The 26,966-nt window shown below is 37.3% G+C and carries 31 protein-coding genes and 2 pseudogenes; 17 read left to right on the plus strand and 16 right to left on the minus strand.

Features of this window, described 5'->3' with window-relative positions:
* Positions 1–25 precede the first annotated feature (25 nt).
* Positions 26–1,129, plus strand: coding sequence for an FtsW/RodA/SpoVE family cell cycle protein (locus CCAL5182_RS01240; RefSeq protein WP_169972043.1), 1,104 nt, complete (start codon positions 26–28; stop codon positions 1,127–1,129).
* Between the two features lie 34 nt (positions 1,130–1,163).
* On the opposite strand, the pseudogene CCAL5182_RS01245 reads toward CCAL5182_RS01240, so the two are convergent.
* Both CCAL5182_RS01245 and CCAL5182_RS01250 read right to left on the minus strand, forming a co-directional pair.
* A pseudogene (locus CCAL5182_RS01245) lies at positions 1,164–1,334 on the minus strand (PhnA domain-containing protein); the annotation flags it as partial.
* A gap of 119 nt (positions 1,335–1,453) precedes the next feature.
* Positions 1,454–1,831, minus strand: a complete 378-nt coding sequence (locus CCAL5182_RS01250; protein ID WP_336610053.1) for a hypothetical protein — start codon at positions 1,829–1,831, stop codon at positions 1,454–1,456.
* Here CCAL5182_RS01250 and CCAL5182_RS01255 point away from each other — a divergent pair.
* Entirely contained in the window at positions 1,812–2,462 is a 651-nt protein-coding gene (locus CCAL5182_RS01255) for a putative peptidoglycan-binding domain-containing protein (protein WP_336610054.1), read from the plus strand. The two genes, CCAL5182_RS01250 and CCAL5182_RS01255, sit on opposite strands and share 20 nt — an antisense overlap.
* A gap of 361 nt (positions 2,463–2,823) precedes the next feature.
* Here CCAL5182_RS01255 and ychF read toward each other — a convergent pair whose 3' ends face one another.
* The 9 genes from ychF to folD form a co-directional block, all read right to left on the minus strand.
* Positions 2,824–3,927, minus strand: a complete 1,104-nt coding sequence (gene ychF / locus CCAL5182_RS01260) for a redox-regulated ATPase YchF (RefSeq protein ID WP_336610055.1) — start codon at positions 3,925–3,927, stop codon at positions 2,824–2,826.
* On the minus strand, positions 3,927–5,378 hold the full coding sequence (locus tag CCAL5182_RS01265) for a leucyl aminopeptidase (RefSeq protein ID WP_336610056.1): 1,452 nt from the start codon (positions 5,376–5,378) through the stop codon (positions 3,927–3,929). The genes ychF and CCAL5182_RS01265 overlap by 1 nt, the downstream gene beginning before the upstream one ends.
* Entirely contained in the window at positions 5,356–5,973 is a 618-nt protein-coding gene (locus tag CCAL5182_RS01270; protein WP_169972116.1) for a DedA family protein, read from the minus strand. Before CCAL5182_RS01270 ends, CCAL5182_RS01265 begins: the two co-directional genes overlap by 23 nt.
* 1 nt (position 5,974) lies before the next feature.
* Positions 5,975–6,523, minus strand: coding sequence for an adenine phosphoribosyltransferase (locus tag CCAL5182_RS01275; RefSeq protein ID WP_169936331.1), 549 nt, complete (start codon positions 6,521–6,523; stop codon positions 5,975–5,977).
* A gap of 25 nt (positions 6,524–6,548) precedes the next feature.
* Entirely contained in the window at positions 6,549–6,881 is a 333-nt protein-coding gene (locus CCAL5182_RS01280; RefSeq protein WP_169936333.1) for a hypothetical protein, read from the minus strand.
* A complete protein-coding gene (gene rpiB / locus CCAL5182_RS01285) occupies positions 6,878–7,327 on the minus strand; it encodes a ribose 5-phosphate isomerase B (RefSeq protein WP_169936335.1) in 450 nt (149 codons plus the stop codon). Before rpiB ends, CCAL5182_RS01280 begins: the two co-directional genes overlap by 4 nt.
* A 65-nt stretch (positions 7,328–7,392) precedes the next feature.
* Positions 7,393–8,034: a site-2 protease family protein gene (locus CCAL5182_RS01290; protein WP_336610057.1), complete on the minus strand. Its 642-nt coding sequence runs from the start codon at positions 8,032–8,034 to the stop codon at positions 7,393–7,395.
* Complete coding sequence (lepB, locus tag CCAL5182_RS01295) at positions 8,021–8,881, minus strand: signal peptidase I (protein WP_336610058.1); 861 nt, start codon at positions 8,879–8,881, stop codon at positions 8,021–8,023. The genes CCAL5182_RS01290 and lepB overlap by 14 nt, the downstream gene beginning before the upstream one ends.
* A gap of 12 nt (positions 8,882–8,893) precedes the next feature.
* On the minus strand, positions 8,894–9,757 hold the full coding sequence (folD, locus tag CCAL5182_RS01300; protein WP_169936343.1) for a bifunctional methylenetetrahydrofolate dehydrogenase/methenyltetrahydrofolate cyclohydrolase FolD: 864 nt from the start codon (positions 9,755–9,757) through the stop codon (positions 8,894–8,896).
* Positions 9,758–9,840: 83 nt separating this feature from the next.
* Between folD and CCAL5182_RS01305 the strand changes: the two genes are divergently transcribed.
* From CCAL5182_RS01305 to CCAL5182_RS01355, 11 genes and pseudogenes are all read left to right on the plus strand, one after another.
* Positions 9,841–10,224, plus strand: coding sequence for a c-type cytochrome (locus CCAL5182_RS01305; RefSeq protein ID WP_169936345.1), 384 nt, complete (start codon positions 9,841–9,843; stop codon positions 10,222–10,224).
* Entirely contained in the window at positions 10,221–11,504 is a 1,284-nt protein-coding gene (gene hemL / locus CCAL5182_RS01310; RefSeq protein ID WP_336610059.1) for a glutamate-1-semialdehyde 2,1-aminomutase, read from the plus strand. Before CCAL5182_RS01305 ends, hemL begins: the two co-directional genes overlap by 4 nt.
* Positions 11,497–11,775 (plus strand): AtpZ/AtpI family protein, encoded by a 279-nt coding sequence (locus CCAL5182_RS01315; protein WP_169936349.1) that lies wholly within the window; start codon positions 11,497–11,499, stop codon positions 11,773–11,775. The genes hemL and CCAL5182_RS01315 overlap by 8 nt, the downstream gene beginning before the upstream one ends.
* Complete coding sequence (locus tag CCAL5182_RS01320) at positions 11,772–12,287, plus strand: hypothetical protein (protein WP_169936351.1); 516 nt, start codon at positions 11,772–11,774, stop codon at positions 12,285–12,287. The genes CCAL5182_RS01315 and CCAL5182_RS01320 overlap by 4 nt, the downstream gene beginning before the upstream one ends.
* Positions 12,277–13,497: an MFS transporter gene (locus tag CCAL5182_RS01325; RefSeq protein ID WP_169972120.1), complete on the plus strand. Its 1,221-nt coding sequence runs from the start codon at positions 12,277–12,279 to the stop codon at positions 13,495–13,497. The genes CCAL5182_RS01320 and CCAL5182_RS01325 overlap by 11 nt, the downstream gene beginning before the upstream one ends.
* A 2-nt stretch (positions 13,498–13,499) precedes the next feature.
* On the plus strand, positions 13,500–15,146 hold the full coding sequence (locus tag CCAL5182_RS01330) for a hypothetical protein (RefSeq protein WP_336610060.1): 1,647 nt from the start codon (positions 13,500–13,502) through the stop codon (positions 15,144–15,146).
* Positions 15,143–15,409: an EscU/YscU/HrcU family type III secretion system export apparatus switch protein gene (locus CCAL5182_RS01335; RefSeq protein WP_249317970.1), complete on the plus strand. Its 267-nt coding sequence runs from the start codon at positions 15,143–15,145 to the stop codon at positions 15,407–15,409. Before CCAL5182_RS01330 ends, CCAL5182_RS01335 begins: the two co-directional genes overlap by 4 nt.
* 140 nt (positions 15,410–15,549) lie before the next feature.
* Positions 15,550–16,218 (plus strand): cache domain-containing protein, encoded by a 669-nt coding sequence (locus CCAL5182_RS01340; RefSeq protein ID WP_336610061.1) that lies wholly within the window; start codon positions 15,550–15,552, stop codon positions 16,216–16,218.
* Positions 16,219–16,403: 185 nt separating this feature from the next.
* Positions 16,404–16,907, plus strand: a pseudogene (locus CCAL5182_RS01345) (methyl-accepting chemotaxis protein); the annotation flags it as partial.
* Between the two features lie 36 nt (positions 16,908–16,943).
* Positions 16,944–17,507, plus strand: a complete 564-nt coding sequence (locus CCAL5182_RS01350) for a CheB methylesterase domain-containing protein (RefSeq protein WP_169972124.1) — start codon at positions 16,944–16,946, stop codon at positions 17,505–17,507.
* Positions 17,497–18,336 (plus strand): CheR family methyltransferase, encoded by an 840-nt coding sequence (locus tag CCAL5182_RS01355; RefSeq protein WP_169936364.1) that lies wholly within the window; start codon positions 17,497–17,499, stop codon positions 18,334–18,336. The genes CCAL5182_RS01350 and CCAL5182_RS01355 overlap by 11 nt, the downstream gene beginning before the upstream one ends.
* Before the next feature lies 1 nt (position 18,337).
* On the opposite strand, the gene CCAL5182_RS01360 is transcribed toward CCAL5182_RS01355, so the two are convergent.
* The 4 genes from CCAL5182_RS01360 to CCAL5182_RS01375 all read right to left on the minus strand — a co-directional run bounded on the left by CCAL5182_RS01360 (position 18,338) and on the right by CCAL5182_RS01375 (position 21,579).
* A complete protein-coding gene (locus tag CCAL5182_RS01360) occupies positions 18,338–19,531 on the minus strand; it encodes an MFS transporter (protein ID WP_336610063.1) in 1,194 nt (397 codons plus the stop codon).
* Positions 19,532–20,749, minus strand: coding sequence for a copper resistance protein NlpE (locus CCAL5182_RS01365; RefSeq protein ID WP_336610064.1), 1,218 nt, complete (start codon positions 20,747–20,749; stop codon positions 19,532–19,534).
* Positions 20,750–20,793: 44 nt separating this feature from the next.
* Positions 20,794–21,249 (minus strand): copper resistance protein NlpE, encoded by a 456-nt coding sequence (locus tag CCAL5182_RS01370; RefSeq protein WP_336610065.1) that lies wholly within the window; start codon positions 21,247–21,249, stop codon positions 20,794–20,796.
* Between the two features lie 141 nt (positions 21,250–21,390).
* A complete protein-coding gene (locus tag CCAL5182_RS01375) occupies positions 21,391–21,579 on the minus strand; it encodes a hypothetical protein (protein WP_169972127.1) in 189 nt (62 codons plus the stop codon).
* 155 nt (positions 21,580–21,734) lie between these two features.
* Here CCAL5182_RS01375 and CCAL5182_RS01380 point away from each other — a divergent pair, with 155 nt between their 5' ends.
* From CCAL5182_RS01380 to CCAL5182_RS01395, 4 genes are read left to right on the plus strand one after another with little or no spacing between them, the layout of a single operon-like run.
* The gene (locus tag CCAL5182_RS01380; RefSeq protein WP_169936373.1) at positions 21,735–22,781 is read left to right on the plus strand and encodes a dehypoxanthine futalosine cyclase; all 1,047 of its coding nucleotides are present in this window, start codon (positions 21,735–21,737) and stop codon (positions 22,779–22,781) included.
* Entirely contained in the window at positions 22,782–24,008 is a 1,227-nt protein-coding gene (locus CCAL5182_RS01385; protein ID WP_336610066.1) for a M16 family metallopeptidase, read from the plus strand. It begins immediately after the preceding gene.
* Complete coding sequence (gene recG, locus CCAL5182_RS01390) at positions 24,005–25,819, plus strand: ATP-dependent DNA helicase RecG (protein ID WP_336610067.1); 1,815 nt, start codon at positions 24,005–24,007, stop codon at positions 25,817–25,819. Before CCAL5182_RS01385 ends, recG begins: the two co-directional genes overlap by 4 nt.
* Positions 25,820–25,848: 29 nt before the next feature.
* The gene (locus tag CCAL5182_RS01395) at positions 25,849–26,388 is read left to right on the plus strand and encodes a DUF1523 family protein (protein ID WP_169972131.1); all 540 of its coding nucleotides are present in this window, start codon (positions 25,849–25,851) and stop codon (positions 26,386–26,388) included.
* Between the two features lie 34 nt (positions 26,389–26,422).
* On the opposite strand, the gene hpf is transcribed toward CCAL5182_RS01395, so the two are convergent.
* The gene (gene hpf / locus CCAL5182_RS01400; protein ID WP_169936381.1) at positions 26,423–26,950 is read right to left on the minus strand and encodes a ribosome hibernation-promoting factor, HPF/YfiA family; all 528 of its coding nucleotides are present in this window, start codon (positions 26,948–26,950) and stop codon (positions 26,423–26,425) included.
* Between the last annotated feature and the right edge of the window lie 16 nt (positions 26,951–26,966).

Raw genomic sequence — 26,966 nt, forward strand, 5'->3', positions numbered from 1 at the left:
TAAACCAAAAACAAGGTTAGCGTAATTGATAGTTTTTGATAGGCGTATTTTAACACATTTTGACTTTTTGCAGCCTTTGTTTATACTTCCGATTATCGTGCTTTCATATGTTTTAGTATCTGAGGCAAATGCCGTTTTAGCAAATAAACAGCTTGTTTATTTTGGCGTCGGCGGCTTGGCTTTTATGTTTTTTTTCTTACTACCAATTAGAAGGCTTGAGTGGCTTATACCGGCACTTTACTGGGTAAATATCTTGCTTTTGCTTTCGGTTGATATATTTGGCGTAAGTAAGCTTGGTGCAAGAAGATGGCTTGAAATCCCTTTCGTGCACTTTACTATACAACCTTCGGAAATAATGAAACCGGCATTTTTATTAATGCTTGCATATCTTATAAAAAAACGACCGCCGGGTGAAAACGGCTATAATTTAAAAGAGTTTTTTAGACTTAGTTTTTATATAATTTTGCCCTTTGTTTTGATAATGAAAGAGCCCGATCTTGGCACGGCTCTTGTGCTTTTACTAGTTGGTTACGCAGTGCTTTTTGTTATCGGTGTGGATAAGAAAATTTGGATAAGCATAGCCGTGATAATAGGTGTTAGCGCTCCGATACTTTATGAAAATTTACATGATTATCAAAAAAAGCGCATAACCGACTTTTTATCGGAAAAGCCCAGCTATCACGTTCAACAAAGTATAATCGCGATCGGAAGCGGTGGCTTAAAAGGCAAACCAAAAGATGAAGCCACTCAGACGCATTTTAAATTTTTACCCATTGCGACTAGTGATTTTATATTTGCTTATAATATCGAGCGTTTTGGGTTTTACGGTGCACTCGGACTTCTTGGGGCTTATGGACTTTTGATCTTTCATCTTTTGAGCTTAAACTACATGCTTAAAAAAGATTATTTTACACAAGTGGTGACGACGGGGATCGCGGTTTTGATATTTATATATGTAGGGGTTAATATCTCGATGACTATCGGCTACGCCCCTGTAGTCGGCGTTCCATTGCCATTTTTTAGTTACGGCGGCAGTAGTTTTATAACATTTATGGTGCTATTTGGTATACTTCAAAATTTACTGACTTTTAGGTTTGACTTTACGAGGAATTTTATAAAGATAAAGTAGGGCGCCTACTACAAATTTAAGTAGGCATTTGTTGTTATGCTTTCTTTAGAAATTCTGTTTTAAGCACTATAACGCCCATTTTATCGATCTTGCCCTCGATCTCTGTGTCTTTGTTTGTAGGTTTGATATTTTTTACAAGAGTACCTCTTTTAAGTGTTGCACCGGCACCTTTTACCTTAAGATCTTTGATCAAAGTTACGCTATCTGTATCCGTGCATTAAGAACGAGAGAATCTTGCGTTTAGAATGATAGTGGTTAAAATATCCAATCTTTTTACTCTCATTTTAAATACCAATTAGTGTTATATTTTACATAGTATTCAACTTAAGATAAACTAGGAATTATTTTTCTTCTTTTGACAATATCTATAAATTCTTTATACATATTTTTTGCATTTTCTAACAATTGAGCATATGTATAGACATAGGTATTATCATCTCTTAATTTTTTAAATTCATTATTATCTATACTAATCTTAAGTGATCCATCAGTACTAGTAAATTCAGATACGATACATATTGCTTTGATGTCCTCATGTCTGATGTCATTTTTATTTGGTTCGGTTAAAATTTGTTTTAACCCTTCTTTGTATTTTTTGACTTGTTCATATAGGCTTATGTAAGTAACTCTTGCATGATCTTTTGGATTGTTTTTCTTTAATTCTATTATAATAGGATATCGTTTGATAAACGGCTTATTCAATACCTCTGGTGTTCAGACACTTGATGGCTACATCCAAACACCAGATCTAGCAAAAACGCTTGAGTTTAGCACGTTGCTTGATAGAGAGAAAATCGACACAAACAAAGCGGTATTTTTCGCAAATGGTGCGAGCCTTAACAAGCTACGCGCTACTTCACGTGAGACTGGCACTGAGCGCAAACTGCTTGAAGGTAATGACTTACAAGGCTACACAGCTTACACCATAAAAGACACTCTAAAAGTAACAGGGTATGACATAAAAGCAGTTTCAAAGATTTTATACAAAGACCCAGTGCTTCAATCTATGACAGCTAAATTTTATAAAGATAATTACTGGAATAAAATGAGAGGCGATGAGATAAACTCACAACTTATAGCAAATGAGATATTTATTTTTGGTGTAAATGCCGGAATGAAATTAGCCATTGCAGCAGCTCAAATGGTTTTAGGGGTAACCGCTGATGGAAAATTTGGCGAGCAGACACTAATGGACATAAATAGCTGTGATGTAAAAGAGTTTGATAAAAAGTATGATACTCTAGAGCTAACACATTATAACAGGTTAATAACCAAAAATCCAAAGTTAAAAATATACGCTAATGGTTGGAGGAATAGAGCGGAGAGTGTGTAATGACAAGATCCTACTAACGGTGGAACAAATGGTGTGAATGGGGACTTTGGAAACTATGGTGGAGATATTGGTTGGGCGTAGAATTTGTGCCAAATTTGTGCCAAAGCGATTTACTTTATGCGGTAAATTGTGGTAAAAATAGGTAAAAATTTATCGAATAAAATAATCATTGGAATACCGACGCTTGCGTGTTTTTAGCCTATTTTAGGCAACTTGTTAGCAATTATCTCTTTTTAAAAGGGTATTAAAACAACCATGAGTCGTTAAATTTAAGAGTAAAAAACAATTATCGGCGAGGAATTTCTCGCCGTTTTTGTGCCGTGTTTTAAATTTGAGAATTTGTGATCGGGATTTAACAAGCTTATACGTTAAATCTAAAATGCATAACATCTCCGTCAGTAACGACATAGTCCTTACCTTCAAGGCGCATTTTACCGGCTTCTTTGGCTCCGTTTTCACCGCCACACGATATGAAGTCGTCATAGCTTATAACCTCGGCTCTAATGAACCCTCTTTCAAAGTCGTTATGTATGACGCTTGCGGCTTTTGGGGCTTTCCAGCCGTTTGTGATCGTCCAGGCTCGAACTTCAACCACTCCGGCAGTAAAGTAGCTGATCAAATTTAGCTTGGCAAAGCTTGTGCGGATTATCTTTTCAAGACCGCTTTCTTGTGCTCCAAGCGAAGCCAAAAACTCATGCGCCTCATCATCATCCATACCCACAAGCTCTTCTTCTATCTTTGCGCATAGTTTGATAACCTCGTGATCAGAGCTCTTGGCAAAATCTTTTAGTTCTTTTACGTATTGGTTATCTTCTGCGATACCGTCTTCATTGACATTTGCGCCATAAATCACCTCTTTGGCACTAAGTAGTCTTAGTTCTTTATTTAAATTTATAAAAGCCTCATCTTCTCGTTTTTCAAAGCTACTAGCACTTTTGCCTTCGTTTAGATGGTTTAGAAGTTCATTTGCTAGAGCAAGAGTTTCTTTAGCACCTTTTGCATTTGCTTTGGCTTCACGAGTTAGGCGTTCGCATTTTTTATTTAGTTGTTCTATGTCGGCTAGTATCAGCTCGGTTTGAATGATCTCTATATCTCTTATAGGATCAACTCCGCCTTCAACGTGCGTGATATTTTCATCATCAAAGCAACGCACAATATGCAGTATAACCTCGGTCTCTCTGATGTTTGATAGAAATTTGTTTCCTAGCCCTTCGCCGGTGCTTGCACCTTTAACAAGACCCGCGATATCAACAAATTCGATAGTTGAGTATTGTATGCGATTTGGATTTACTATCTTTGCAAGCTCGTTTAGCCTTTTATCAGGCACAGCCACTACGGCTTTGTTTGGCTCTATAGTGCAAAACGGATAGTTGGCGCTTTGGGCATTTTGTGCTTTTGTTAGTGCATTAAAAGTGGTTGATTTACCAACATTTGGAAGTCCTACAATACCTACGCTTAATCCCATTACAGCTCCTTTGCCATGGCGTTTAGATAGTATAAATTCATTCTTACTCCGGCACCAGTAGCGCCTGATTGGTTATAGCCCCAGGCTTTTTCGGTATATGCGGGACCTGCGATATCTTGGTGCATCCAGATATCTTTATACTCATCTTTGATAAATTTATCTAAGAAAATGCCTGCCGTTATAGCTCCGCCGTATCTACTTGAAGCCGTGTTGCTTATATCTGCTATCTGGCTTTTTACAAGTTCTCTTAGATGTGGGTTAAATTCTAGCACCGTGGTTAACTCACCGCTTGCTTTACTTTTTGTCTTAAATTCGTGCTTTAGCTCCTCGTTGTTGCCCATTATTGCACTAGTGTATTCGCCAAGTCCTACTACGCAAGCACCTGTTAAAGTAGCCATATCTATAAGCAAATCAGGCTTTAAGTCTTGTGCAAAACTTAGACAGTCGGCTAAAACCAAACGACCCTCGGCATCGGTGTTGCGCACTTCGATAGTCACGCCAGAGCGTGAGATAAGCACGTCGTCCGGCTTGTAAGCGTTACCGCCTATCATATTTTCCGTAGCACCAAGTATCGCATGAATTTCAAAAGGCAAATTTAGCTCGCTCGCTCCTTTTATGATACCCATAGCAGCAGCAGCTCCGCTCTTATCCGACTTCATTGTTAGCATATAGTCAGCCGGTTTTAAGCTAAGTCCGCCACTATCGTAAGTAAGCCCTTTGCCTACAAATACTATGCGTTTTTTAGCGTCTTTTGGTTTGTAAGTAAGATGTATTAGGCGAGGAGGATTTGCCGAGGCGCGATTTACCGCTAAAAAGGCATTCATCTTCTCTTTTTCTAAAAATTTCTCATCGTATACTTCGCAAGTTACGTTTTTTAGCTCTTTTGCAAGATCCTTGGCATCTTTTGCCATTTTTAAAGGAGTGTAAATTTCAGGAATTTCGTTTACGATATCTTTGCTGAAATTTGTTGCACTTGCTATTATTTCACCTTGTTTTACCCCTTTTTTGGCTTTGTCAAGGTCGATTTTTACGTCATTTAGCTCTTGGGTTGAGATTATCACTTCTTCTAATGAAACCGGTTGATTTTTACTTTTGTATTTATTAAACTCATAACTTCCAAGCAAAAAACCTTCTACTATACTTTGTATACTTAATCTATCGCAACCTACGTGATAGCTTGCTACTTTTAGACTTTTTATCTTTAAATTTTTAATCGCGCCATAAGCTTTTGACGCACCAAGTCTTAGTTCGTCTGCTTCGAGTTTTGGTATGCCTACGTAAATTGTATTTGAAGATTGAACAAGTTGCGCTCCCTCTCCGTCAAATCCAAAAAATTCAAAAGCTTCTTTATCTTTTATAAATTTATTTTCAAAATTTTTATCTATTATAAAAACCAACTCACAGTCAGCTTTTACGCTACCGATGTTTTTATCGGTTATTTGAAATTTCATCTCTTCTGTTTTTCCTTTCTTTTAAAATTTTATTTTCTATGCTTCTAAAACCAAAAAACAAAGCAGCCAAAAATGCACCTATAAGCGGTATGGCAACATACCAGTGCGCTTCGATGATGTTTATCGTATCCCAAATGGCTTGTCCAAACACCCAAGCTAAAAGTATCGTGATCGCAGCCCAGCACCAGCCACTTATTAAATTTATAAATGCGTATTTTTTAGCGCTATATCTAGTTAGTCCGATACTCATCGGGATTATTACACGAAATCCATACATGTAGCGTTGGATAAAGATAATAGGCCAGCCGTATTTTTTAAGCATGATATGCGCTATGGCAAATTTCCTCCGCTGAGCGACTAATTTTTTAGCTATGTATTTTTTATTGTACCTGCCTAGATAAAAGTAAATTTGATCCCCGACAAAAGCTCCTATACCTGCTACAAATATAGCCAAAGCCACATCCACATGACCTTCGTGTGCTAGTATACCACCTAAAATAAGAGCTAGTTCCCCTTCCATAATGCACCAAAAAAACAATATAACATAAGCGTATTGATGGTAGTTTAACATTAAATTTTTTAATGTCTCTTCCATCTCACAACTCCAATACGCTGTAAATTTTGGTTAAATTTTTTAGATTGTTACTCCCGCCAAGCTCTTTTAGATCTATTAAAAAACAGGCTTCAATGCAGGTTGCATTTGTTTGATTTATAAGCTCTACAGAGGCTTTTGCAGTGCCTCCGGTGGCTATTAGATCGTCTATTAAAAGAACTTTTGCATTTTGTTTTTCTCTAAAGGCATCGATGTGAATTTGCACTTCATCAACGCCGTATTCAAGTGAGTATTTTTGAGAGATCGTGATATAGGGCAGTTTTTTAGGTTTTCGTATCGGAACAAAAGGCAGCCTTAGTCTTGCTGCAAGCGCCGCGCCAAATATAAACCCTCTCGACTCTATCCCTGCGATAAAATCAATCTCCATCTCGCCGTATCTTGCAACCAGGTGGTCTATTAAAAAGTTAAATGCTTCTTTGTCGTTTAAAAGCGTGGTTATATCGCGAAACACGATACCGGGCTTTGGAAAGTCATGCACTTGGCGGATGGAGTTTAGTAAATACTCTTTTTGTTCTAAATTTAGTTCTTTCATCTTGATCCTTAAAAATTTATGATATTTATAGCAATGCTTCGATCTTGCCTTCAAGCTCACGAATTCTGCCGCGAAGTTTGTCGTTTTCTAAGCGGTATTGCGAATTTCTCGTTCTAAGTGAAGTTACATCGTTTTTGCTTTTGTTTAGTTCGTCTGTTAGTATGTCGATATTTCCAAGGCTTCGTTGAAGTTGGATTTGTAGTTTTCGTATAACGATCTCTGTGTCCTGGAGGTTGTTTTTCATAAAATCTTTTGTGACGCGCTCTTTTTTTAGCAAGGTTTTAAAGTAAAAAACCATAACTGCTAAATATATACACGCACATATCAAGCAGGTAAGAAATATCCACTCGGTTATCATGAATTTTCCTTTTGCGGTTCTATCTTTTTAACTCTTCTTTCGTGTCTTCCGCCTTCAAATTCGGTGTTTAGAAAGACTTTTATCATATCTAGTGCAACTCCTGTGCCTATAGTTCTAGCTCCCATTGCGATGACGTTTGCGTCGTTATGCTGTCTTGCTAGGCGAGCAGTAAATTCATCATGGCAAAGTGCGCAACGTATGTTTGCGTGGCGATTTGCTGCGATTGATATGCCGATACCTGTTCCGCATATTAAAATTCCATAGCAGTTATCATCTAAATTTTTTGCCATTTTGTGAGAAAAGTCAGGATAATCAACACTTGTAGTAGCGTCGTCTGCACCAAGGTCGATGATCTCGTAACCGATGTTTGAAAGTGAGTTTTTAAGCTCTTTTTTTAGTCCAAAACCTGCATGATCACTAGCGATAAAAATTTTGTCTATTTGCATGAGTATTCCGTTTGATTTAAAATTTCAAGATTATATCGCAAATAGCATTAAACTAAAATTCAATCTCAAAGCATGGAATGAAGTAGCTTAAAAATATAAGTTATAGGTGCAAAAAACTGCTCTTTAAACGGTGATATTAATATCACAACAAGTATAATAAAGCCGTATTTTTCAAGGCTTGTTATCAAATTTGCCATGCTGCTAAGTCTAAAAGATCTTAAAGCGTATTCTAATGCCTTTGATCCGTCAAGTGGCGGGATCGGATAGAGATTAAAAAGCCCTAAGAATAAATTTATAACAAGAAAAGTGTAGATAAATTTAGCTTCCGCAAATCCAAAATTTAAAAATTTTAGCACAAAAAATGCAAATGCCGCTAGGATAAAGTTGTATGCTATGCCAGCAAGAGCAACTATGATAGCGCCTTTATGGCCACCGTTTCTCATAACGGTGGTAAGATTAACGGGGACTGGTTTAGCCCATCCTAGTACAAAACCGCTTGTTAGATAAAGTGCCGCAGGGATGATTATCGTGCCAAACATATCAATGTGACGGATAGGGTTTATACTTAGGCGATTTTGATTTTTAGCGGCCATATCGCCAAATTTATAAGCCGCTAGGCCATGGGCTATCTCATGACCTACAATGGCTATGACTAGGCAGATTACTATGGTTAAAATTTCAACTATGTTTATATTAGTGAAGTCCATCTACTTCATTCTCTTTTAGTGCAAAATTTATAAATTTATCGTCGTTTTGTACCGTATCGACAAATCTTCCTATGCGCTCCCATCTTATGCGATAGTCGCTATCCCAGCTAAAGTAAATAAACCAAGGCTTACCAACTATATGCTCATATCTTACGCTTCCCCAAAATCTACTATCATTTGAGTGATCGCGGTTATCTCCCATCATAAAATACTCATCTTTTGGCACTTTAAAGTAAAATGCGTTAAAGCCGTATTTGTCATTTGGTGCTAGAGAGCTTACTCTTAGCGGTTTCATGGCTAGTTTGCCTGCATTTAGGTAATAAATCATTTGCTCAAACATATTTACGTTTTCATCATAGTGAACACCGCTAAATTTATAAGGTTCTTTAACAAAGAGTTTGCCATCAAGCTCTACTATGTCGTTTTGATCGTAATTTGCTCTTATATACTCATCGCCTTCATGCGGTCGCAAAAAAGTTTGTTTTTCACTAAAGACGACTTCGTCTTCGCCGATCGCAAAATTTCTTTTAACATAGTGAATTTTATCATCGTAAGGATAGCGGAAAACAACGATATCACCACGTTTTGGGCCATCGGCTGTGATTAGATGTCCGTTGCTGTTTAGCTCAGGCATGACTTTTACTTCAAGCCAAGGAATTCTAGGCGTAGGAATCCCGTAGCTAAATTTTTTAACAAATAAATGATCGCCTATTAAAAGTGTATTTTTCATAGATCCAGACGGTATAACAAACGCCTGTGCTACAAAAAATATAACTAATAATACGATTATAACAGTACCTGTCCAGCTACTTGAAAAATCGTATAATTTACCTAAAAATTTCTTCATTATCTTCTTTCTTTAAAAATTTAATCCTAATTTTTTTGCGCGATTTTTAGCTGAGATTATAGTGTTGTTTAAAAGCATAGCTATTGTCATTGGTCCAACGCCTCCAGGAACCGGCGTGATAAAACTACATTTTGAAGCAACCCCGTCAAAGTCCACATCCCCAACAAGTCTTCCGTCATCAAGGCGGTTTATACCCACATCAACGACTATCGCCCCCTCTTTAACCATGTCCGCGGTTACAAAATAAGGCTTTCCGATGGCCGCCACGATAAGGTCTGCACCAGCACAAATTTCTTTTAAATTTTTAGTCTTGCTGTGAGTTACTGTAACTGTAGCAGACGCGTTTAAAAGTAAATTTGCCATAGGTTTGCCGACTATATTGCTTCGTCCGATAACAACGGCGTTTAGTCCAGCTACATCTATGTTGTACTCTTTTAATATTCTCATGATACCAAATGGAGTGCACGGCGCAAAACCATCAAGTCCGCTAACGAGTTTTCCGACATTTATGGCATGAAAACCGTCTACATCTTTTTCAGGGCGGATCGCTTCAAGGACGCTATTTGTATCTATGTGTTTTGGAAGGGGAAGTTGGACTAAAATCCCATCAACGCTATCGTCTAAATTTAAAACATTTATAAGTGCTAAAAGCTCACTTTGACTTGTGCTTTGCAGAAGTCTGTGCATTATAGAGCCGATACCTGCAGCTATACAAGCCTTTTCTTTTGACGCTACGTAAGTTTGACTAGCCTTATCTTCTCCGACTAATATCACTGCAAGAGCCGGCTCAACGCCTGCTGCTTTTAGTTTGCTAGCTTCTATGGCAACTTCCTGTTTTACTTTTGCACTAACGGCTTTTCCGTCTAAAATGGTCATTTTTACCTCGCTTAAATGCTATTTTAATCACAAAGATTGTATCATATCCAAAAATTTATTAAAATTTAAAAAACGGAAGGTAGATGAGAGCATTTTTTTTATTTTTTTTGATTTTATTTTCGGTATATGGAGCCGACTTTATAACTAAAAAAGAATACGCAAAAATGCTATACTCAAACCCTCGCGGCATAGGTTGCGATAAGTGTCACGGAGCTAACGCCCAAGGTAGCGTGATATCAAAATTTAAACAAAAGAGTAAAGATAGCGAAAAGTTTGTTGATGCAGAGCTAAGAGCTCCTGCGATAAATAATGTAAGCTATGAGGTATTTGAGCGGGCTTTAGAAGAGCCAAAAGGCATGATGCCAAGCTACTTTTTGACCGAAGAAGAGAGTTTGATACTATATGAATACATCACAAATTTAAAAGAAGAAAGTAAAAAAACTAAATCAAAAGGAAAGAAAAAATGACAAATAAAGAGGCCTTTAAACAAGCTAAAGAATTTATCCCGGGAGGCGTAAATTCGCCTGTTCGTGCATTTGGTAGTGTTGGCGGTGAACCGCTGATAATAGACCATGGCGAAGGTGCGTATATTTATGATATCGAGGGCAGAAAATATCTTGACTTTATTCAAAGCTGGGGACCGCTAATATTTGGACATTGCGATAAAGATATAGAAGATGCCGTTATAAATTCAGCCAAAAAGGGCTTAAGCTTTGGTGCGCCGACATTAAATGAAACAGTTTTGGCAAAAATGGTTTGCGATAAATTTGAAAATATAGAAAAAATTCGCTTCGTATCTTCGGGCACGGAAGCTACAATGAGTGCCATAAGAGTTGCTAGAGGATATACAAATAAAGATGGACTTATCAAATTTGAAGGTTGTTACCACGGACATTCTGATGCTTTGCTTATTAAAGCAGGAAGCGGCGCTACTACTTACGGTAATGCTTCAAGCGGCGGAGTTCCGCAAGATACGGTAAAAAATACGCATTTAGCAATATACAACGACATATCAAGCGTTGAGAAAATTTTTAATTCAGATGCGCAAATCGGAGCCGTGATAATCGAGCCTATCGCGGGAAATATGGGACTTGTCCCTGCGCAAAAGGAGTTTTTAGCAGCTCTTAGGGAGTTGTGCGATAAATTTGGCGCAGTGTTGATACTTGATGAGGTTATGAGCGGTTTTAGGGCTTCGGAATTTGGCTCTTTGCCTTTTCATGGAGTAAAGGCTGATCTTGTGACATTTGGCAAGGTTATAGGAGGAGGGCTTAATGTTGCGGCGTTTGGCGGAAAAGCGCAGATAATGAACTGCTTAAGTCCTGATGGTGCGGTTTATCAGGCAGGGACATTAAGCGGTAATCCTGTCGCTATGAGCGCGGGTATAGCAGCTCTTAGCAAGATAAACTCAAATAAAAATTTATACGCTAAGCTTGAAAATTTAGCAAGAAAATTAACGGACGGTTTTAAAGACGCAGCAAAAAGTGTCGGTATAGACATCCAAACCGATGTTAGGGGCTCTATGTTTGGATACTTTTTTACTAGCAAACCTGTTAGAAATTACGAAGATGCATTAAAAAGCGATACAAAAATGTTTGCTAAATTTCATGCAGCTATGCTAAAGCGCGGAGTTTATCTAGCTCCTAGTCAGTTTGAGACGGGATTTATATGCGAGCCTATGAATGAAAGCGATATAGAATTTGCGGTAAACGCTGCAAAAGAGGCATTTAACGAGATAAAAAATGGCTAAAATCAAAATAAACGAAGTTGTAAACGGAGCCGAGAAGTTAAGTCTTGGTATATCCATGGTCGTAGCCGTAGCTATCGGCGTAGGGCTTGGCTTTTGGCTAAAAAGCTTAACTGGCTGGAACGCCATGATATTTGTTGGTCTTGCTTTTGGTGTCGCTGCTGCTGCACTAAACGTCCATAAAGCTTACAAGGCTCAGATAAAAAGTCTTGACGAACTAAAGGACGAAAACAGATACAAAGGATACAAAGACGCAAAAGAGGATGATGAGTGATTAAAACTCTTGCCTTGCTTTATCTTGTTTTTTGGCTTATTTTGCTTGTTTTAGGCTCGTTTGTATCGCTAAATTTCATACTTAGCTCTCAGGTTGCATTTTTTTCGTCGCTACTTATACTTTTTGCCACGTTTAAAAGCTATCAAAGACGAGTAAACGCTCGCATGAGAGACGATAAAGATGAAATTTTAGCCATGCAAAAAGAGCTTGATGATGAAGAGGAAGAGGAGTGGGGCGAGCAAGATAGCCAATATAAGCAGGGCGAAGATGTTAAAGAATTTAGTCTAAAAAATGAAAAAGAAAGGCTTAAAAAGCAAAAGATCAAACTAAAAGATCTAAATTTAACAGCCGCATTTGTGCCTTATCGTTTACTTGCTTATGCGGTTTTGATTTTGGGATTTTTAGTGCTTAAAAGAAAAGAGATGCTTGACATCGCAGGTATTTTAATCGGTCTTGCGCCTATGCCTATCGGGGCGTTTTTATTTGGAGTAGTTAGTAAAAATGTCAAGTAGTATCCGCATGATCCGTTCGATGTTGCCGCTTTTTTTTGGTATGAGCTTACTCTTTGTTGGTAATGGTCTTGTTATTAGTTCATGCGGTGTGAAGCTTAAGGAGATGGGTGTTGGTGAGCTTGAGATCGGCGCTATAAATACCTGCTTTTTTATCGGCGCTCTAATTAGCACGATAGGAGCTCATCGTATCGTTTCAAAGGTCGGACACATCAGGTCATTTGCGATATTTTCGGCGGTTTTTGGCGTGGCTGCGATGTTTCATGGATTTAGTCAAAATTTATATTTTTGGGCGTTATTGCGCGCACTTTTGGGATTTTGCTACTACGGACTTTTGATGGTGATAGAAAGCTGGCTTAATGCAAAAACCGCAACTTTCATAAGATCGCGCGTTATAGCGTTTTACGAGGGCGTATTTTATTTTAGCTTTAGTGCGGGAATTTTGATACTTCTTTTTAAGTTGGATACATTTGAAATTTTTATCATCAGCGCCGCGTTTATCATGCTTTCAAGCATACCTTTAAATTTAATACGCATAAAAGAGCCAACAATTCCCAAAAAAGAGAGCGTAAGCATACCCAAAATTTTTAGCATAGTTCCACTTGCCCTTGTCGGTAGTGTAATAGCAGGTGTTTTGATAAACGGCTTTTTCTCGATGGCTAGCTTATTTGTTATGCTACAAGGGCAGGGCGCAAAAGAGGTATCTATTTTTATGACTACGGCGATGGTTGGCGGGTTTTTCGCGCAAATTAGCATAGGCTCATTGAGTGATAAATTTGGCAGACGACCCGCGATAATGGGGTGTGCTATCATTTCTTTGATATCTGCTGTTTTGTTTTTGGTTACCACAGGAAGTAGTCTAACTCAATACATCTTATCGTTTTTTTTAGGGAGCGGATTTTTCTGTCTTTACGGCTTATCTTTGGCTAGAGCAAACGATATGCTAGTTGATAGAACTCATAGCATAGAAGTTGGTCGGGCATTGCTTTTTAGTTATTGCACGGGCTCTCTTATCTCGCCGCTTTTGATGGGCGCTAGTATGAAATTTTTTGGGGCGATGGGCTTTATATATGTTTATATCTTACTGCTTACAGTACTAATCGCATTTGCTATGACACAAAAAACCGTTCCCATGCATCTTAGAAAGCCATATGAAGAGCATCCTATGCATAACATGGGTGAGATGTCGGCACTAAATTCAAGTAAAAGCTGATAATGGAAATTTTAAATTCTTTAAGCACTCAAGTAAATACCCAAAATGCAGGTAATATCGCCTCAAATCAACCAGGAAGGTTGGCACAACAAGAGGGCTTGTTTAAAAACCAGCCAACCCAGCAAAATGTAACTAATCAAAGATCACAAGAAGCACTTGATAACCTAGATAAGCTTGTAGGGCGCGTCCTTGAGGAGTTAAAATCAACCGGAAGCACAACAAAGGCGGAGCAAATTTTACAGCAGGCAAAAGATACTCAAATTTCTCCAAATTTATCAAAAGATCTGCAGTCGTTGGTGAAAATGCTTGAGACGCAGGATGAAAACGATAGGGCGCTAAAAGGATTTGCCTTAAAACTAAAAGAATTTCTAAAGCCGATCGCCGACATAAAGACAGGTAGTTTTAACGAGCAGATAAAAAATTCAGGCATAATGCTTGAAGCAAATTTAAAAGAGGCATTAAATGGTCAAAAACTGCCAAGCTCTATGCTAAATTTGCTTAATGACATTAAAAACCTCTCAAACAAAGAGCTACTTGCTAATATATTAAGTCTTGCTGCGGATGAAAATTTAGACAACCACGGCTCTTTTATCAAACTAAACCAAATGCTTCAAGCATCTAAAAATGATGCCGCTGCGGTTTTAAACAACTCTTTATTTAAAAATTTATTAAGCGACGTTAGCAAGCTTGATAATATTGCCAAATTTTTAAACAAAGAGAGTAAAGAGGACTTAAGCGGCGATAAGATAAGGTCGCAAGCTGCTAAGATAAATGAATTTGTCGATGTTTTAACGTCTAAAGGTTTAACTCTTGCTAATGAAAAACTTAGCCAAAACTCAGCCTTTGATTCAAATTTTAAGTCACTTAAGAGTGCCCTTGAAGATATAAAAAATACTTTAAAGGCGTTAAATAGCATAGGCGATGAGGCGGGAGTGATCAAGTTTTTTAACAACATAACATCATCTCTTGAAGAAGCAACACTACAAGATAAACTAACTAGTGCGGCTAGGCGACTTGCTCAAACCATAAATATAGCAGACCGTGAGGCAAGTAGCGCAAAAGCAAATTTAAACGAGGTAAAATCCCTCATAAAACAACTAAATTTAGCCTCAAACGATATATCTAAAATTGAGCCAAAAAATGCACAAGAGATAGCCAAAACGCTAAGCAGTGATGTAAAAAGCACGCTTTTGTCCATACAAGATAAAACTCAAAATCAACAAATCAACCAAGCCGTAAACAAAATGCTCTCTCAAATCGAAATGCATCAAATGGTTTCTAGTATAGGAGGCGGTATACAAACATATATGCCATATGTTTGGGACGGCGTGGATGGCGCAAATGTTGCGTTTAAGCGTGGTAAAAAGGATAAGTATTACGCGCAAATCGACCTAAATTTTAAAAAATTTGGACAGATAAATATCATGGTGGGACTTATCGATAAGCGCTATATAGATATCTCTATCGCCACTCAAAGTGCCGAATTTAAAAGTGTCATACTTGAGAATTCAGTGGAACTAAAACAAGCCATATCTGAAGTAGGGCTCATAATTTCAAATTTTAATTTACGAGTGCTAGATAAAAAACAAATCAAGCAGAAATTTAAGGATTTTGGCGGGCTTGAGGTTGGGTATGACAAGAAGGCATGATGAAAATTACTAAAAAAAGAGCAGTTGCTCTAGGATATAACAGAAAAAAAGATAATGCGCCTAAGGTTTTGGCTTCAGGAAGTGACTATATGGCGGATAAGATAATATCTGTCGCAAAAAAGCATGAGATACCCATAAAAGAAGACCCAGATCTTATAGAAATTTTAAGCAAAGTCGAAGTTAATCAAGAAATCCCACCAAAACTATATAAAGCGGTTGCTGAGATCTTTGGATTTCTTTATAAAGTTACAAATAATAAGTGAATTTATTTTAAGAAAATAAAATTTTATTTATAATTTAAATTATAAATTTTTTTTAATGATATTAATTGTTTTTTCTGATATAATCACGCGTTTTTAATTGTAAATTAATTGCAAATTTAAAAATAACAAGAGAAGGTTAAATGAATATTTCAACCAAAGTCACGGCTATGGTCGTATCTTCACTACTGTTGCTTTTTGCTGCATTAGTAAGCATAAGCTATTATGAACATCAAATGAATGCTAAGCATGTTGAAAAAGACCTGATAAATTCTATCATCGGTGGTAAACAAGTTGAGTTAGCGGGCGAACTTGCTATCGCTGCTACGATGGTTAAACAAATAGAAAAAAACTATAAAGAACACGGGCTAGATACGGAAACTCTTAGAAAAGATCTACTTGACTATGTAGGGGCAGTTAGATTTGGTGCGGGCGGTAGAAACTATATCTCTATCTATGACACAAAAGGTATTGCTATCATAAACCCGGGAAATCCGAAATTTAACGGAACAAGCCGTATACATGCTGCAGATGTTAATGGACTAAGATATATAGAAAAACTTGTTAATACTGATGAGTTTGTGCAATTTACTTTTGCAGGCGAGAATGGAAATATCAGACGTCTTGGTAAGAGTCAAAAACTAAATGTAGCGGGCGAAGATATGGTGTTTATGGCTATAGCTGACCTAGAAAACGCATATCGTATAGGCGGCGAGCAAGTTAAAGTCTTAAAAGATGAGATGATCGCCGGTCTAAAAGTCTTTGTGTTACACGAACAAGTCAAGACTGTAACTCTATACAAACTAACATGAGAGGCTCTATACAGCTAGCTCAAGACGGTAAAGACGACTTACAAAAAGCTCTTAAGTATGTTGACGAGGCAAACAAAGCGATCGCTACTTTATCATCTGATATCGTAAATACCGCGCATGTAGAAAACGAAATGGCTGTTAAGATAAACCAATTAAGCAAAGATGCCGAGCAGGTAAAATCAGTTCTGGTGGTGATCAACGATATCGCCGATCAAACAAACCTACTTGCCCTTAACGCTGCCATCGAGGCTGCACGTGCAGGTGAGCACGGACGCGGTTTTGCTGTCGTTGCCGATGAGGTTCGCCAACTAGCAGAGCGCACACAAAAGAGCTTAACAGAGATCAATGCTACTATTAATGTTATCGTTCAAGCGATCTCGGACTCTAGCGAGCAAATGAGTAAAAACTCACATCAAATTCAAGAGCTTACAAATGTTGCTAGCAATGTTGAGCAGACTATCAATGTTATGAGTGATGTTATGAGTAGTGCTATCGGAATGTCTGATAAGACGATACAAGATTATATAAATACCGGTAAAAATATCGATGATATAGTTAAAAATATCGATGGTATAACAGCCATATCAACCGAAAATGCGAGAAGCGTCGAAGAGATCGCAAGTGCCGCAGAACACCTAAATAAAATGACAGATACGCTAAATGCGAAACTATCTGAATTTAGAACTTGATAGGCGGGCATTTTAAATTTAACTAAAAGGCTAATTATGGCTCAAAAATTAGTTTTGATCGGAGCCTCTACAGGAGGTCCCGGTCATATCAAAAAGCTTTTAAAAGACATTAAAATAACAGATACTAGTATAGTTATCGCACAACATATGAATAAGATGTTTATCCAGTCGTTCGTAACGCAAGTAGGCAGAGAGTGTGGGCTGGATGTGGAGCTTTTGAATGAAAAAACCATACTTAAAAACAAAGTTTATGTCTGCGATCAAAATTTCATGATCGGAGAAAACATCCCGCTAAACGCAAAGCCAAACCCCGATGCAAAAACGATATACACGCCAAATGTTGATGTACTTTTTAACTCGGCGGTTGGGATTTGTAAAAATTTAAATGTCATGGCTATACTCTTAACGGGTATCGGTGATGATGGGGCTATAGGGCTTAACAACCTTTATAAGGCAGGAGCCAAGTGTATCGCCGAAAGTGAAGATAGTGCAATAGTTTACGGTATGCCAAAACGTGCTAAAGAGCTAAATCCAAATACAAAATCTTTAAATTTAAGTATGATAAAAAAAGAGCTTGAGGAATTTTTAAATGTTTTTTAAGAGAAATAGCGAGCAAAATTTAATAAATACAAACTACGATACCTCTTTTGTGGCGCCAAGCGACATGGATGGGTTTAATGAATTTTTAAATACCTTAAAAACTCTTTGCGGGGTCGATCTTGAGTCAAAACGCGAGATAGTCCTTCAAAGGCTAAAGACTTTTGCTAAAAATAGACAAATCCCTACATTTAAAGAGATAGTAAATTCTATAAAATATAACAAAGAGCTAAGGCAGGATATTTTAAATTTAATCACTGTAAATGAGACTTATTTTTACCGTGAACTTCCTCAACTAAAAGAAGTGATATCTTACGTCAAAGAGCTTGGTAGTGCTAGGATACTATGTGCTCCTTGTTCAAGCGGAGATGAAGTTTATTCTCTTGCTATGCTAGCACACGAATACGCTCTTGGAGCAGGCGCATTAAGTGTGGTTGGTATCGACATAAACTCACAGGCTATATCTGACTGCATAAGTGCAACATATAGCAGCAGAAGCTTGCACAGGCTTGATAATTATCAAAAAGAGAGATTTTTTAAAAAAGACGGAGATAAATTTGTCTTTAAAAAAGATCCTGCTTTTAAATGTGAGTTTAAGATCATGAATGTCTTTGACGATGCGATATTTTCACTTGGTAAATTTGATGTGATACTTTCAAGAAACATGATGATATATTTCGATGATAATTTTAGATTAAAATGTGTTGAGAGACTTCATAGACTTTTAAAAGATGGCGGTAGACTTTATACCGGACATGCCGATCTTGTGCCGTTTACACCGCTTTATGAGAAGAAATTTGTGCACGGATCACCTTATTATCAGATGATATGAGTTATTTTATATCATAAAATTTTGAAATTTTGTAATAGTAAAAAGCCCCCGCAAAAAACACCATGCCCATAAGCGCCGTTATGATCTCAAGGCCAACTCCAAGTCTAAATAAAAGCCCGATAGCAACCGAGACAAGCGCGCTTATGCCAAGATATACCATGTCGTTATATGCTATCACTCTTCCGTAAAATTTAGCGTCGCAGTTTTGTTGTAAAAGAGTATATGTATAGCTCCAAAGTGTAGACGTGAAAAATCCGGCAGCCAAAAGTCCTAGAAACCCAAGATAAAAATTACTTTGCAAGATCGCCCAGATGATTATCCCGACCCCATGTCCTATATAAAAATACAGTAGAGTTTTTTTATTAGCAAATTTGCCAAGTATTATCGGAGAAATCATAAGCGATACTGCTCTACATGCATTTATAAGTCCGATGACTAGTGAGATAGAGAGGATGTTTGCATATGTATAGTCCGCCAAAAGCGCTACAAGTGCGTCGTAGGCAGTAACTCCGACTATGCTATGAAGTAGTATAAGGTGTATGACGAGCTTATTTTGTTTTAAGTATATTAGCCCGCTTTGTAGCATTTTAAATGTCGGCTCTACAAATTTTGGTTTGAAATTTGGAATTTTGAGTGCAAAAAGAAAGTAAAAACTAATAATATAAATAACCCCATCAAGTATAAAAGCGCTCTTGATGCCAAAAAAGTGTATATAAACTCCAGCCATACCCATGCCAGCAGTATAGGCGACTGCCCAGATTATGGAGTGAATTTCGTTTGCGAGCTTTAAGTTTTCTTTGCTTAAAATTTTAGGAAACAGGCTCATCTCTACTTGAAAATAAATCCCGCCCGTGCCGTTTCTAATAAAAATCAAAACCAAAAGTAGCCAAAGTAGATCAAGCGAATTTATAAAAACCAGCATAAAAACGGTAACGGTTTCTATAAGTGCGATGATGATAAGCATCGGTTTTGCGCTAAATTTATCCACCCAAACACCGCTAAAAGGCGCTAAAACAACTCCAGGGATATAAGCCATCGCGGCACTTAGCGTGATCGCCCAGATCGGTGCGTCAAGGCTGATAAGAAGAGTAAAAATTCCCGTATGCGAAAACCAAACTCCAAAATAACATATAAGCTGCACCAAGCTTAAAAGCCTGAAATTTCTTTCTTGCTTTAAAAGCGTGAGATACCTCATTTATTGGTTCCAAATGAGTAGAATTTGATCTATTTTAGTATCGTTTGGTATCTCTTCAAGTTTTATAAATTTCTTTAAATTTTGTGGTTTTTTTAGCTTTATAACCATGTCGCGAGATGGTATTTTAAGCGAAATTTGGTTTTTACTTACGGCAAATTTTTCTATTTTAAGACTACTTTTGATCTGCTCGAAATTTGAGTTTAAATTTATCCCTTCAGGTGTTTTAAACTGCGAAGACAACACGTCTATCTGAGTTATGATACCGTTTAAGAGAGTGTATTTAAACAGCGGCTCTTTTTTCTCGTTATAAATTATGTGTGAGTTATTTTTTGTATTTGTATCTTTGTGGATATTTTTTGTGCCAAAAATTCTAACTATATCGGCATGGTTCATATCTTCGGTAAGCTCACTGATAAAAAATTTACCGAATTTTTGTTTGGTATCTTGTTTGTTTTTGTATTTACCTGCTATATAGCCGCTTTTGCAAATTTTGGCATTTGGAGTATGGTTTAGGATAAATATATCATCATTGATCCTATGCAAGCTAAGTCTAACATCGTTATTTTTAAAGTAAAACACACCTTTGTTGTAGTTTAGTTCACCGCTAAGCGAACATGTGTGTTCGTTTGCCTTTAAAGATGAGTAAACGTTAATCTTGGCTTCATTTTTATAGGTGCTAATAACTATGCTTTGAAAGCTTTTTTCGTTCTTAAATTTAAAAAATTCACCGTAAAAGCCGTTTTTATACTCTTTATCTATAGGCTCAAAGCTGTAAATTCGCGATAAGACGCCAGCAAATTTTTGCTTGTTATCGTTTAATTGCAAGAGGGATTCTTTGTTTGGCTCAAAGTAGCAAGTTTTGCCGTTTTCGCTTTTTAACACCAAGAATTTGCCCTCGGTGTCAAATGTCCCCTTTTCTTCGTAAGTATTGGCTGATTTTGAAATTTCTAGCATGGATTTTGTGTAAGTTTTGTCTTTGTTTAGCGTTAGTATCGTTTTTATCCCTTCGCAGTTAGAGCAGGGAAGTATGGTGTGATATGTCGAAAATATCGCTTTTGAAAGAATGAGATTTGACTTTATTTCTTTTTTTTGATTTTTATTTGTTTCTTGTGTTTTTGTCTCTTTGGTTTGTAGCTCTTGTTGGGTTGGTTTTTGAGGTGGATTGTCGGCGCAGCCCAAAAAGAGCATGACCGTTAAAAATACTATAAAATTTCTCATAACAGCTCCTTAAACATAACGAAAATCAAGCCAAATTTTTATGCTTAATTGCTCTTTTTAAATGTATATAAGTCCTTAAATTCGCCCTTTGCAACATTGCCGTCAAAGTCTAAAAGGTGCAAATTTGTTCCGTCAAATTTATAACTCATTTTTTCTTTATACTCGTCAGTTGTTGTTACGATATCTCCGGCGATTTCATACTTGCCGTATTGCAAGTCGGTGTAGTCTTGGTTGCCCTTATATGTCATTTTGCAAGTAAAAGAGCCGTCGGCATTTAAATTTAAAGTAGTTTCTATCGCTTCGCAGCTAGCACAAGGAAGAGTTGCTTTATAAATTCCTGCTACAGGAATGCTTTTGATCTCGCATTTTGGTGCTTTGTTTTTATCGTCATCAATAGTGCAAGTCTCGACCTTTGGAACATCTATGTGTTGGTTAAAACTAGAACAACCAGCCATAAAAATAGCACTTGCTAAAAGAGTGATAAACTTAAATTTTTTCATTATTTTTCCTTTTGATTTTAAAAATTAAGATGTATTATAGTAGAGCTAATGTTAATTTACAATTTAAGCGATAAAAAATTTAAGAAGAAATTTGTTGTTGAAATAAGGATAGCCCAAGAAATTTGGGCTTAGGGTTTAAATTTATTTTTGCATTGCGGGATTTTGCATCATGCCTCTTTGACAGCCACAACTTTGTATCACAGGTGTGCAGTTTTGTCCGGCTTTACAAGTACCGTAGCTTACTTGGTCGTTAGCATTGTTGGTTTTAGGTTGGTTAGCACAACCCACTAAAAATGTAGCTACAACTACGATAAGGGCAAAATTTTTCATTATATTTCCTTTTTGAAATTTGGTAAAAATAATTTTTGAATACTATAGTTTGTTTTTAAAAATTTTATTAACACCCTTTAAAATTTGTTGTTTTTTGAGTTTTAACAGCAAAATTTTGATAAACTACCATAAAATTTTAAAGAGGTTATGTAAAATTGAAAAGACTTAGTATAGACGAGGCGGTTTGGCTTATCGAAAACGCACCGCTTCATGAGCTTGGACGTATGGCATACGCTAGAAAAAAAGAGCTACATCCAGACGCGATTACAACATTTATCGTCGATAGAAATATAAACTACACAAATGTATGCTGGGTAGATTGTAAATTTTGTGCATTTTATCGCCATGCAAAAGAAGAAGACGCTTATGTTTTAAGTTTTGAAGAGATCGGCAAAAAGATCGAGGAGCTATTAGAGATAGGCGGAACTCAAATTTTATTTCAAGGCGGAGTTCATCCAAAGCTTAAGATCGAGTGGTATGAGGATTTAGTCGAGTATATAAGTAAAAAATATCCAAGCATTACGATACATGGATTTTCGGCAGTTGAGATAGATTATATAGCTAGAATTTCAAAGATAACGATAGCTGAAGTTTTAAGTCGCTTAAAAGCAAAAGGTCTTTACTCGATACCGGGAGCGGGTGCTGAAATTTTAAGCGATAGGGTGCGAGATATCATCGCTCCTAGAAAGTGTGACACCGCAATTTGGCTTGATGTGCACAGACAAGCACACAAACTTGACATAAAATCAACCGCAACAATGATGTTTGGCACGGTAGAAACTACACGTGAGATAGTTGAGCACTGGGATCACATAAGAAATTTACAAGATGAGACGGGCGGTTTTCGTGCGTTTATATTGTGGAGTTTTCAAGGGCTTAATACAAAACTCATGCAAGAGTATCCACAAATTCAAAAGCAAAGTTCAAATCGCTACTTAAGACTGCTTGCGGTTTCAAGACTGTTTTTGGATAATTTTAAAAACATACAAAGCAGCTGGGTTACGCAAGGAAGTTATGTGGGACAGCTTGCATTGAAATTTGGCGCAAATGATCTTGGCTCGACAATGATGGAAGAAAATGTTGTGAAAGCAGCAGGTGCTAGCTATAGGATGAGTCAAGATGAGATGATCGCGCTAATCCGTGATATAGGTGAAATTCCTGCCAAACGCAATACAAATTACGACATCTTAGAGAGATTTTAGATGAAAGTTACAAATTTAAATGTAAAAAATGTAGATATCCCTGTTGTTTTTGAAAGTTCAAAAAGCCTTGCTGTAGCCAGCTTAAAGCTTATTTTTAAGGTAGTTGGCGCTTGCGAGAACAAAACTGCCGGTCTTGCTAGGCTTGCGGCAAATATGCTAAATGAAGGCACAAAAAGCAAAGGGAGTATAGCATTTGCGCGCGAGCTTGAAACAAGGGCGATAAACCTAGAAGTAAGTGCAGGTTATGAAACCTTGGCGATAGATATAAATTGCTTAAAAGAGTATTTTAATTTTGCGCTAGATAAACTAGCAGAGTTGCTTGCTGAGCCAAATTTAACCAAAGAAAGCCTTGATAAGTGCAAGATAACAACATTTGGTGAGATATCAAATTTAGCAAACGATAACGACTACGTGGCAAGATGTGGACTTTATGAGTTGCTTTATAAAGGCACAAATTTAGCTATGCCAAACATCGGAACAAAAGAGAGCATAGAGGCCATAAGTTTAAATGATATAAAAGAATTTTTATCCTCTCATATGGATCTTCGAAATTTATTTATCGTTTTTGGCGGAGATGTAAACGAAAATGATCTTTGGCTTTTAAAAGATGCGTTAAATTTACTAGAAGTTGGTAAAAAACGCGAGCTTGAAATTTTAACAACAAGCGATAAATGTGAAAAGAAATTTATAACAAAGCAAAGCGAGCAAGCGTATGTGTATTTTGGAGCTCCGTTTAACGTAATTCAGGACGAGAGATTTAAAGCAAATGTGGCGATGTTTATACTTGGCGAGAGTGGTTTTGGTTCACGTATCATGGAAGAAATTCGTGTTAAACGCGGGCTTGCGTACTCGGCTTATGCGCGCGGGGTCTATAACCTTAGTAGCACCCAAGTTTATGGATATTTACAAACTAAAAATGAGAGTAAAGATGAAGCCATGGCGGTTGTTTTAAGTGAATTTGATAAATTTATAAAGCATGGCGCTACCAAAAACGAGTTGGCTCAGGCGAAGAAATTTTTACTAGGTTCGCTTCCTTTAAGGCTTGAGACGTTATTTCGTAGGCTTGGTATAGCCGAGGGTGAATTTTATCAAGGTAAAAAATTAGGCTCTTTTATGGATGAGCTTAAAAAGATAGAAGCGCTTAGTCTTAAGGAGCTAAACGACTTTATCGCCACTCATGACGAGATAAGCAAGCTTAGCTTTTGTGTGCTTTATGACGGCAAATGAAATTTGAAGCAAACGAGCGCGAAGAGCTAGCCAAGATCGGTGTTTATAGCTTGCTTGATCTAGCTTTGGTGCTTCCTAAAAGCTTTGAAAGTAGCTTTATAACAAGCTCGCCAAGACAAGGCGTGGTTTGTGTAGAGGCTGAAATTTTAACCTTGCGACGAGCAAGTGGCGGCATGCTTATTGCAACTGCCTTTTGTCAAACTTGGGAGTGTGAGATAAAGCTTGTTATATTTCACGCAAAACCTTGGCACTACGGTGCTTTTAAACAACATAAAGAGCTTATCTTAAACGGGACGTGTGCTTATGCTTGCGGTGCATGGCAGATAACTAATCCAAAAATCATCACAAAAACAGGCGTCATAAGTCCGAAATTTAGACGTGATATGAAAGATGAAAGATTAAAAAAATTAATCAAAAAATACATAACAAACGAAAATTTAAGGGCCGAGGGTTTAAACGAAAATGAAATTTCATTTTTAGTCGCTATCCAAAACGGCGATGAAGATAGTATATCTTTGCTAAATTCGCTAAAAAATGGCGAAGTTGACACTCGTGTAATAAAATTTATTGAAATTTTTAACTATATAAAAAAGCTAAATTCTAAAAAACTATACTTTAAAAATCAAAAAATTGAGCCTTTTGATATTAATGAGTGGCTTAAAAATTTGCCGTTTACCCCGACAAATGACCAGTTAAACGCCATAAATGATATCAGACAAGATATGAGTAGCACGCAGGCAAAACGGCGAGTTATTATGGGAGACGTTGGTAGCGGCAAGACTTTGGTTATCTTAGGTGCTGCACTTAGCGCATATCCAAACAAGAGTATTTTGATGGCACCAACTAGTATCTTAGCAAATCAACTTTATGAAGAGGCATGTAGACTTTTGCCGGACTTTATGAATGTCGTGCTTGTTAAAAGTGGAGAAAAAGAGCCGGATCTAGCTAATGCAAACCTAATCATCGGAACACATGTTTTACTCTACACAAAACTGCCAAAATCTGTGCTCGTCATGGTTGATGAGCAACATCGTTTTGGCTCTGCGCAACGAAACAAGGTCGAGGAGCTCGTTAGAGACGGTGAAAGGAGTGCCACTTTTGTGCAGTTTTCAGCTACTCCGATACCGCGCACTTTAACTATGATAAACTCTTCGCTTGTTAGCTATAGCTTTTTAAAAGAAATTCCTTTTAAAAAAAATATACATACACAGGTGATCAAAAGCGCTGATTTTGGTGCGTTTATGGCACATCTTCGCTCTGAAATTTCAAACCATCGTCAAGCTGTGATCGTCTATCCACTAGTTGAAAGCTCTGAGGTGTTAAACTATCAAAGCTTAAGTGAGGCGAGTGATTTTTGGCTTCAAAATTTTAAAAATGTATATATAACGCACGGCAAAGACAAGCAAAAAGATGAAATTTTGCTTAAATTTAAAAAAGATGGTGATCTGCTTTTGGCAACAACCATCGTTGAGGTCGGCATCTCATTGCCTCGTCTTAGCACTATTTTGATTGTAGGAGCCGAGAGGTTAGGCCTTGCTACTCTTCATCAGTTGCGTGGCAGGGTAGGAAGAAATGGTGGTGATGGGTATTGTTTTTTATTTACCAAGCTTAAGCAAACGCCTTCAAGACTTATAGAATTTGCTCAAACTCTTGATGGCTTTAAAATAGCCGAGCTTGATCTTAAAAATCGTCAAAGCGGCGATATTCTTGACGGAAGTGTTCAGCATGGTGCTACTTTTGAGTATTACGAGTATGAGGAAGATATTACAAAAGCCGCACAAGATAGGTTAAAAGCATTAAGAATTCTATAGTAAAATGCACTAAAATTTAAAGGATTGTTATGAATTTTGGGCAAAATTTAAAAAGATCGGCAAAAATTTCTTTCATAGTTGTTTCGCTTTTGGCTCACTTTATGTTAGCCGTTGCAGTAAACTATGCATTTCCGCACTATGATGACGCTCTTATAACCGGCGGAGAAGTAAAACGCATGGATAAAGATGGGCTTGTAAGCACGGCAAATCCTGCCGACGGACCAACTAGAGATGTGTATTTTGTCTACACACAAGAGGCTAATAGCACAAAGGTCATGCCTTATCGTAATGAAGACACAAGATGGGGATTTCCATTTTATTTTAAATTTAACTCAGCCGATATGCAGGCCGTAGCGCAAAGTTTTGCGGGTGAACAAAAGCTAGTTCAGGTCAAATTTTACGGTTGGCGGATAGCTCTGCTTGATGAATTTAGAAACATAATATCCATACGAGAGATAAAAGATGCAAGCGAACTTTCAAATCCTATCATGACTTATGTTTTTTATGTTTTGCTTTTGGTTTCGTTTGGTTTTAGTGTAAGAGTTATAAAAAGATTGTTTGACAAGTAGTAAATAAGGGGCGTTTAACCGCCCCCAGGAAGTATCAATAAAGTCCGAATTTACCGTCGGCTCTTTTATATATCACACGCATTTTAGCGTCAATATCGTTAAATACATAAAATTGCATTTCGCTATTTTTAAGGTGTTCAAGCGCCTCTTCGATCTCAAGCGGTTTATAAAGCTCAAGTTCCATAGGGATGATCTCGTCTACACCCTCAACAGGCTCTTCTGCTATGCGAGCGCGAACTTCTTTGCCGTCATCTTTGCCTTTAACTGTGATTTTTTTATCGTGCTCACGGCGTAAAACTTTAGATGCACGATCTATTGCTAGATCAACTGCCGCATAAAGGTCTTTGTCTTTTTGGCGGATAACGATCGTATCTTTATGTGCCATATTCAACGCAAATTCTGCATTAAAACCTTTTTTGCCTTGTTTTTCGTCAGCTGAAACAACACATCTGCCTGATATTATGTCTAGATTGTATTTTCCCAGTGTTTCAAAAGCGTTTTCTATATAGCTTTTTATCGGCTCTGTAAGCTCAAGTTGTCTTCCTACAATGCTTATATTCATAGCATACTCCTTTGTT

It is taken from the genome of Campylobacter sp. 7477a, assembly GCF_014892335.1.
Taxonomy (GTDB): Bacteria; Campylobacterota; Campylobacteria; order Campylobacterales; family Campylobacteraceae; genus Campylobacter_A; species Campylobacter_A californiensis.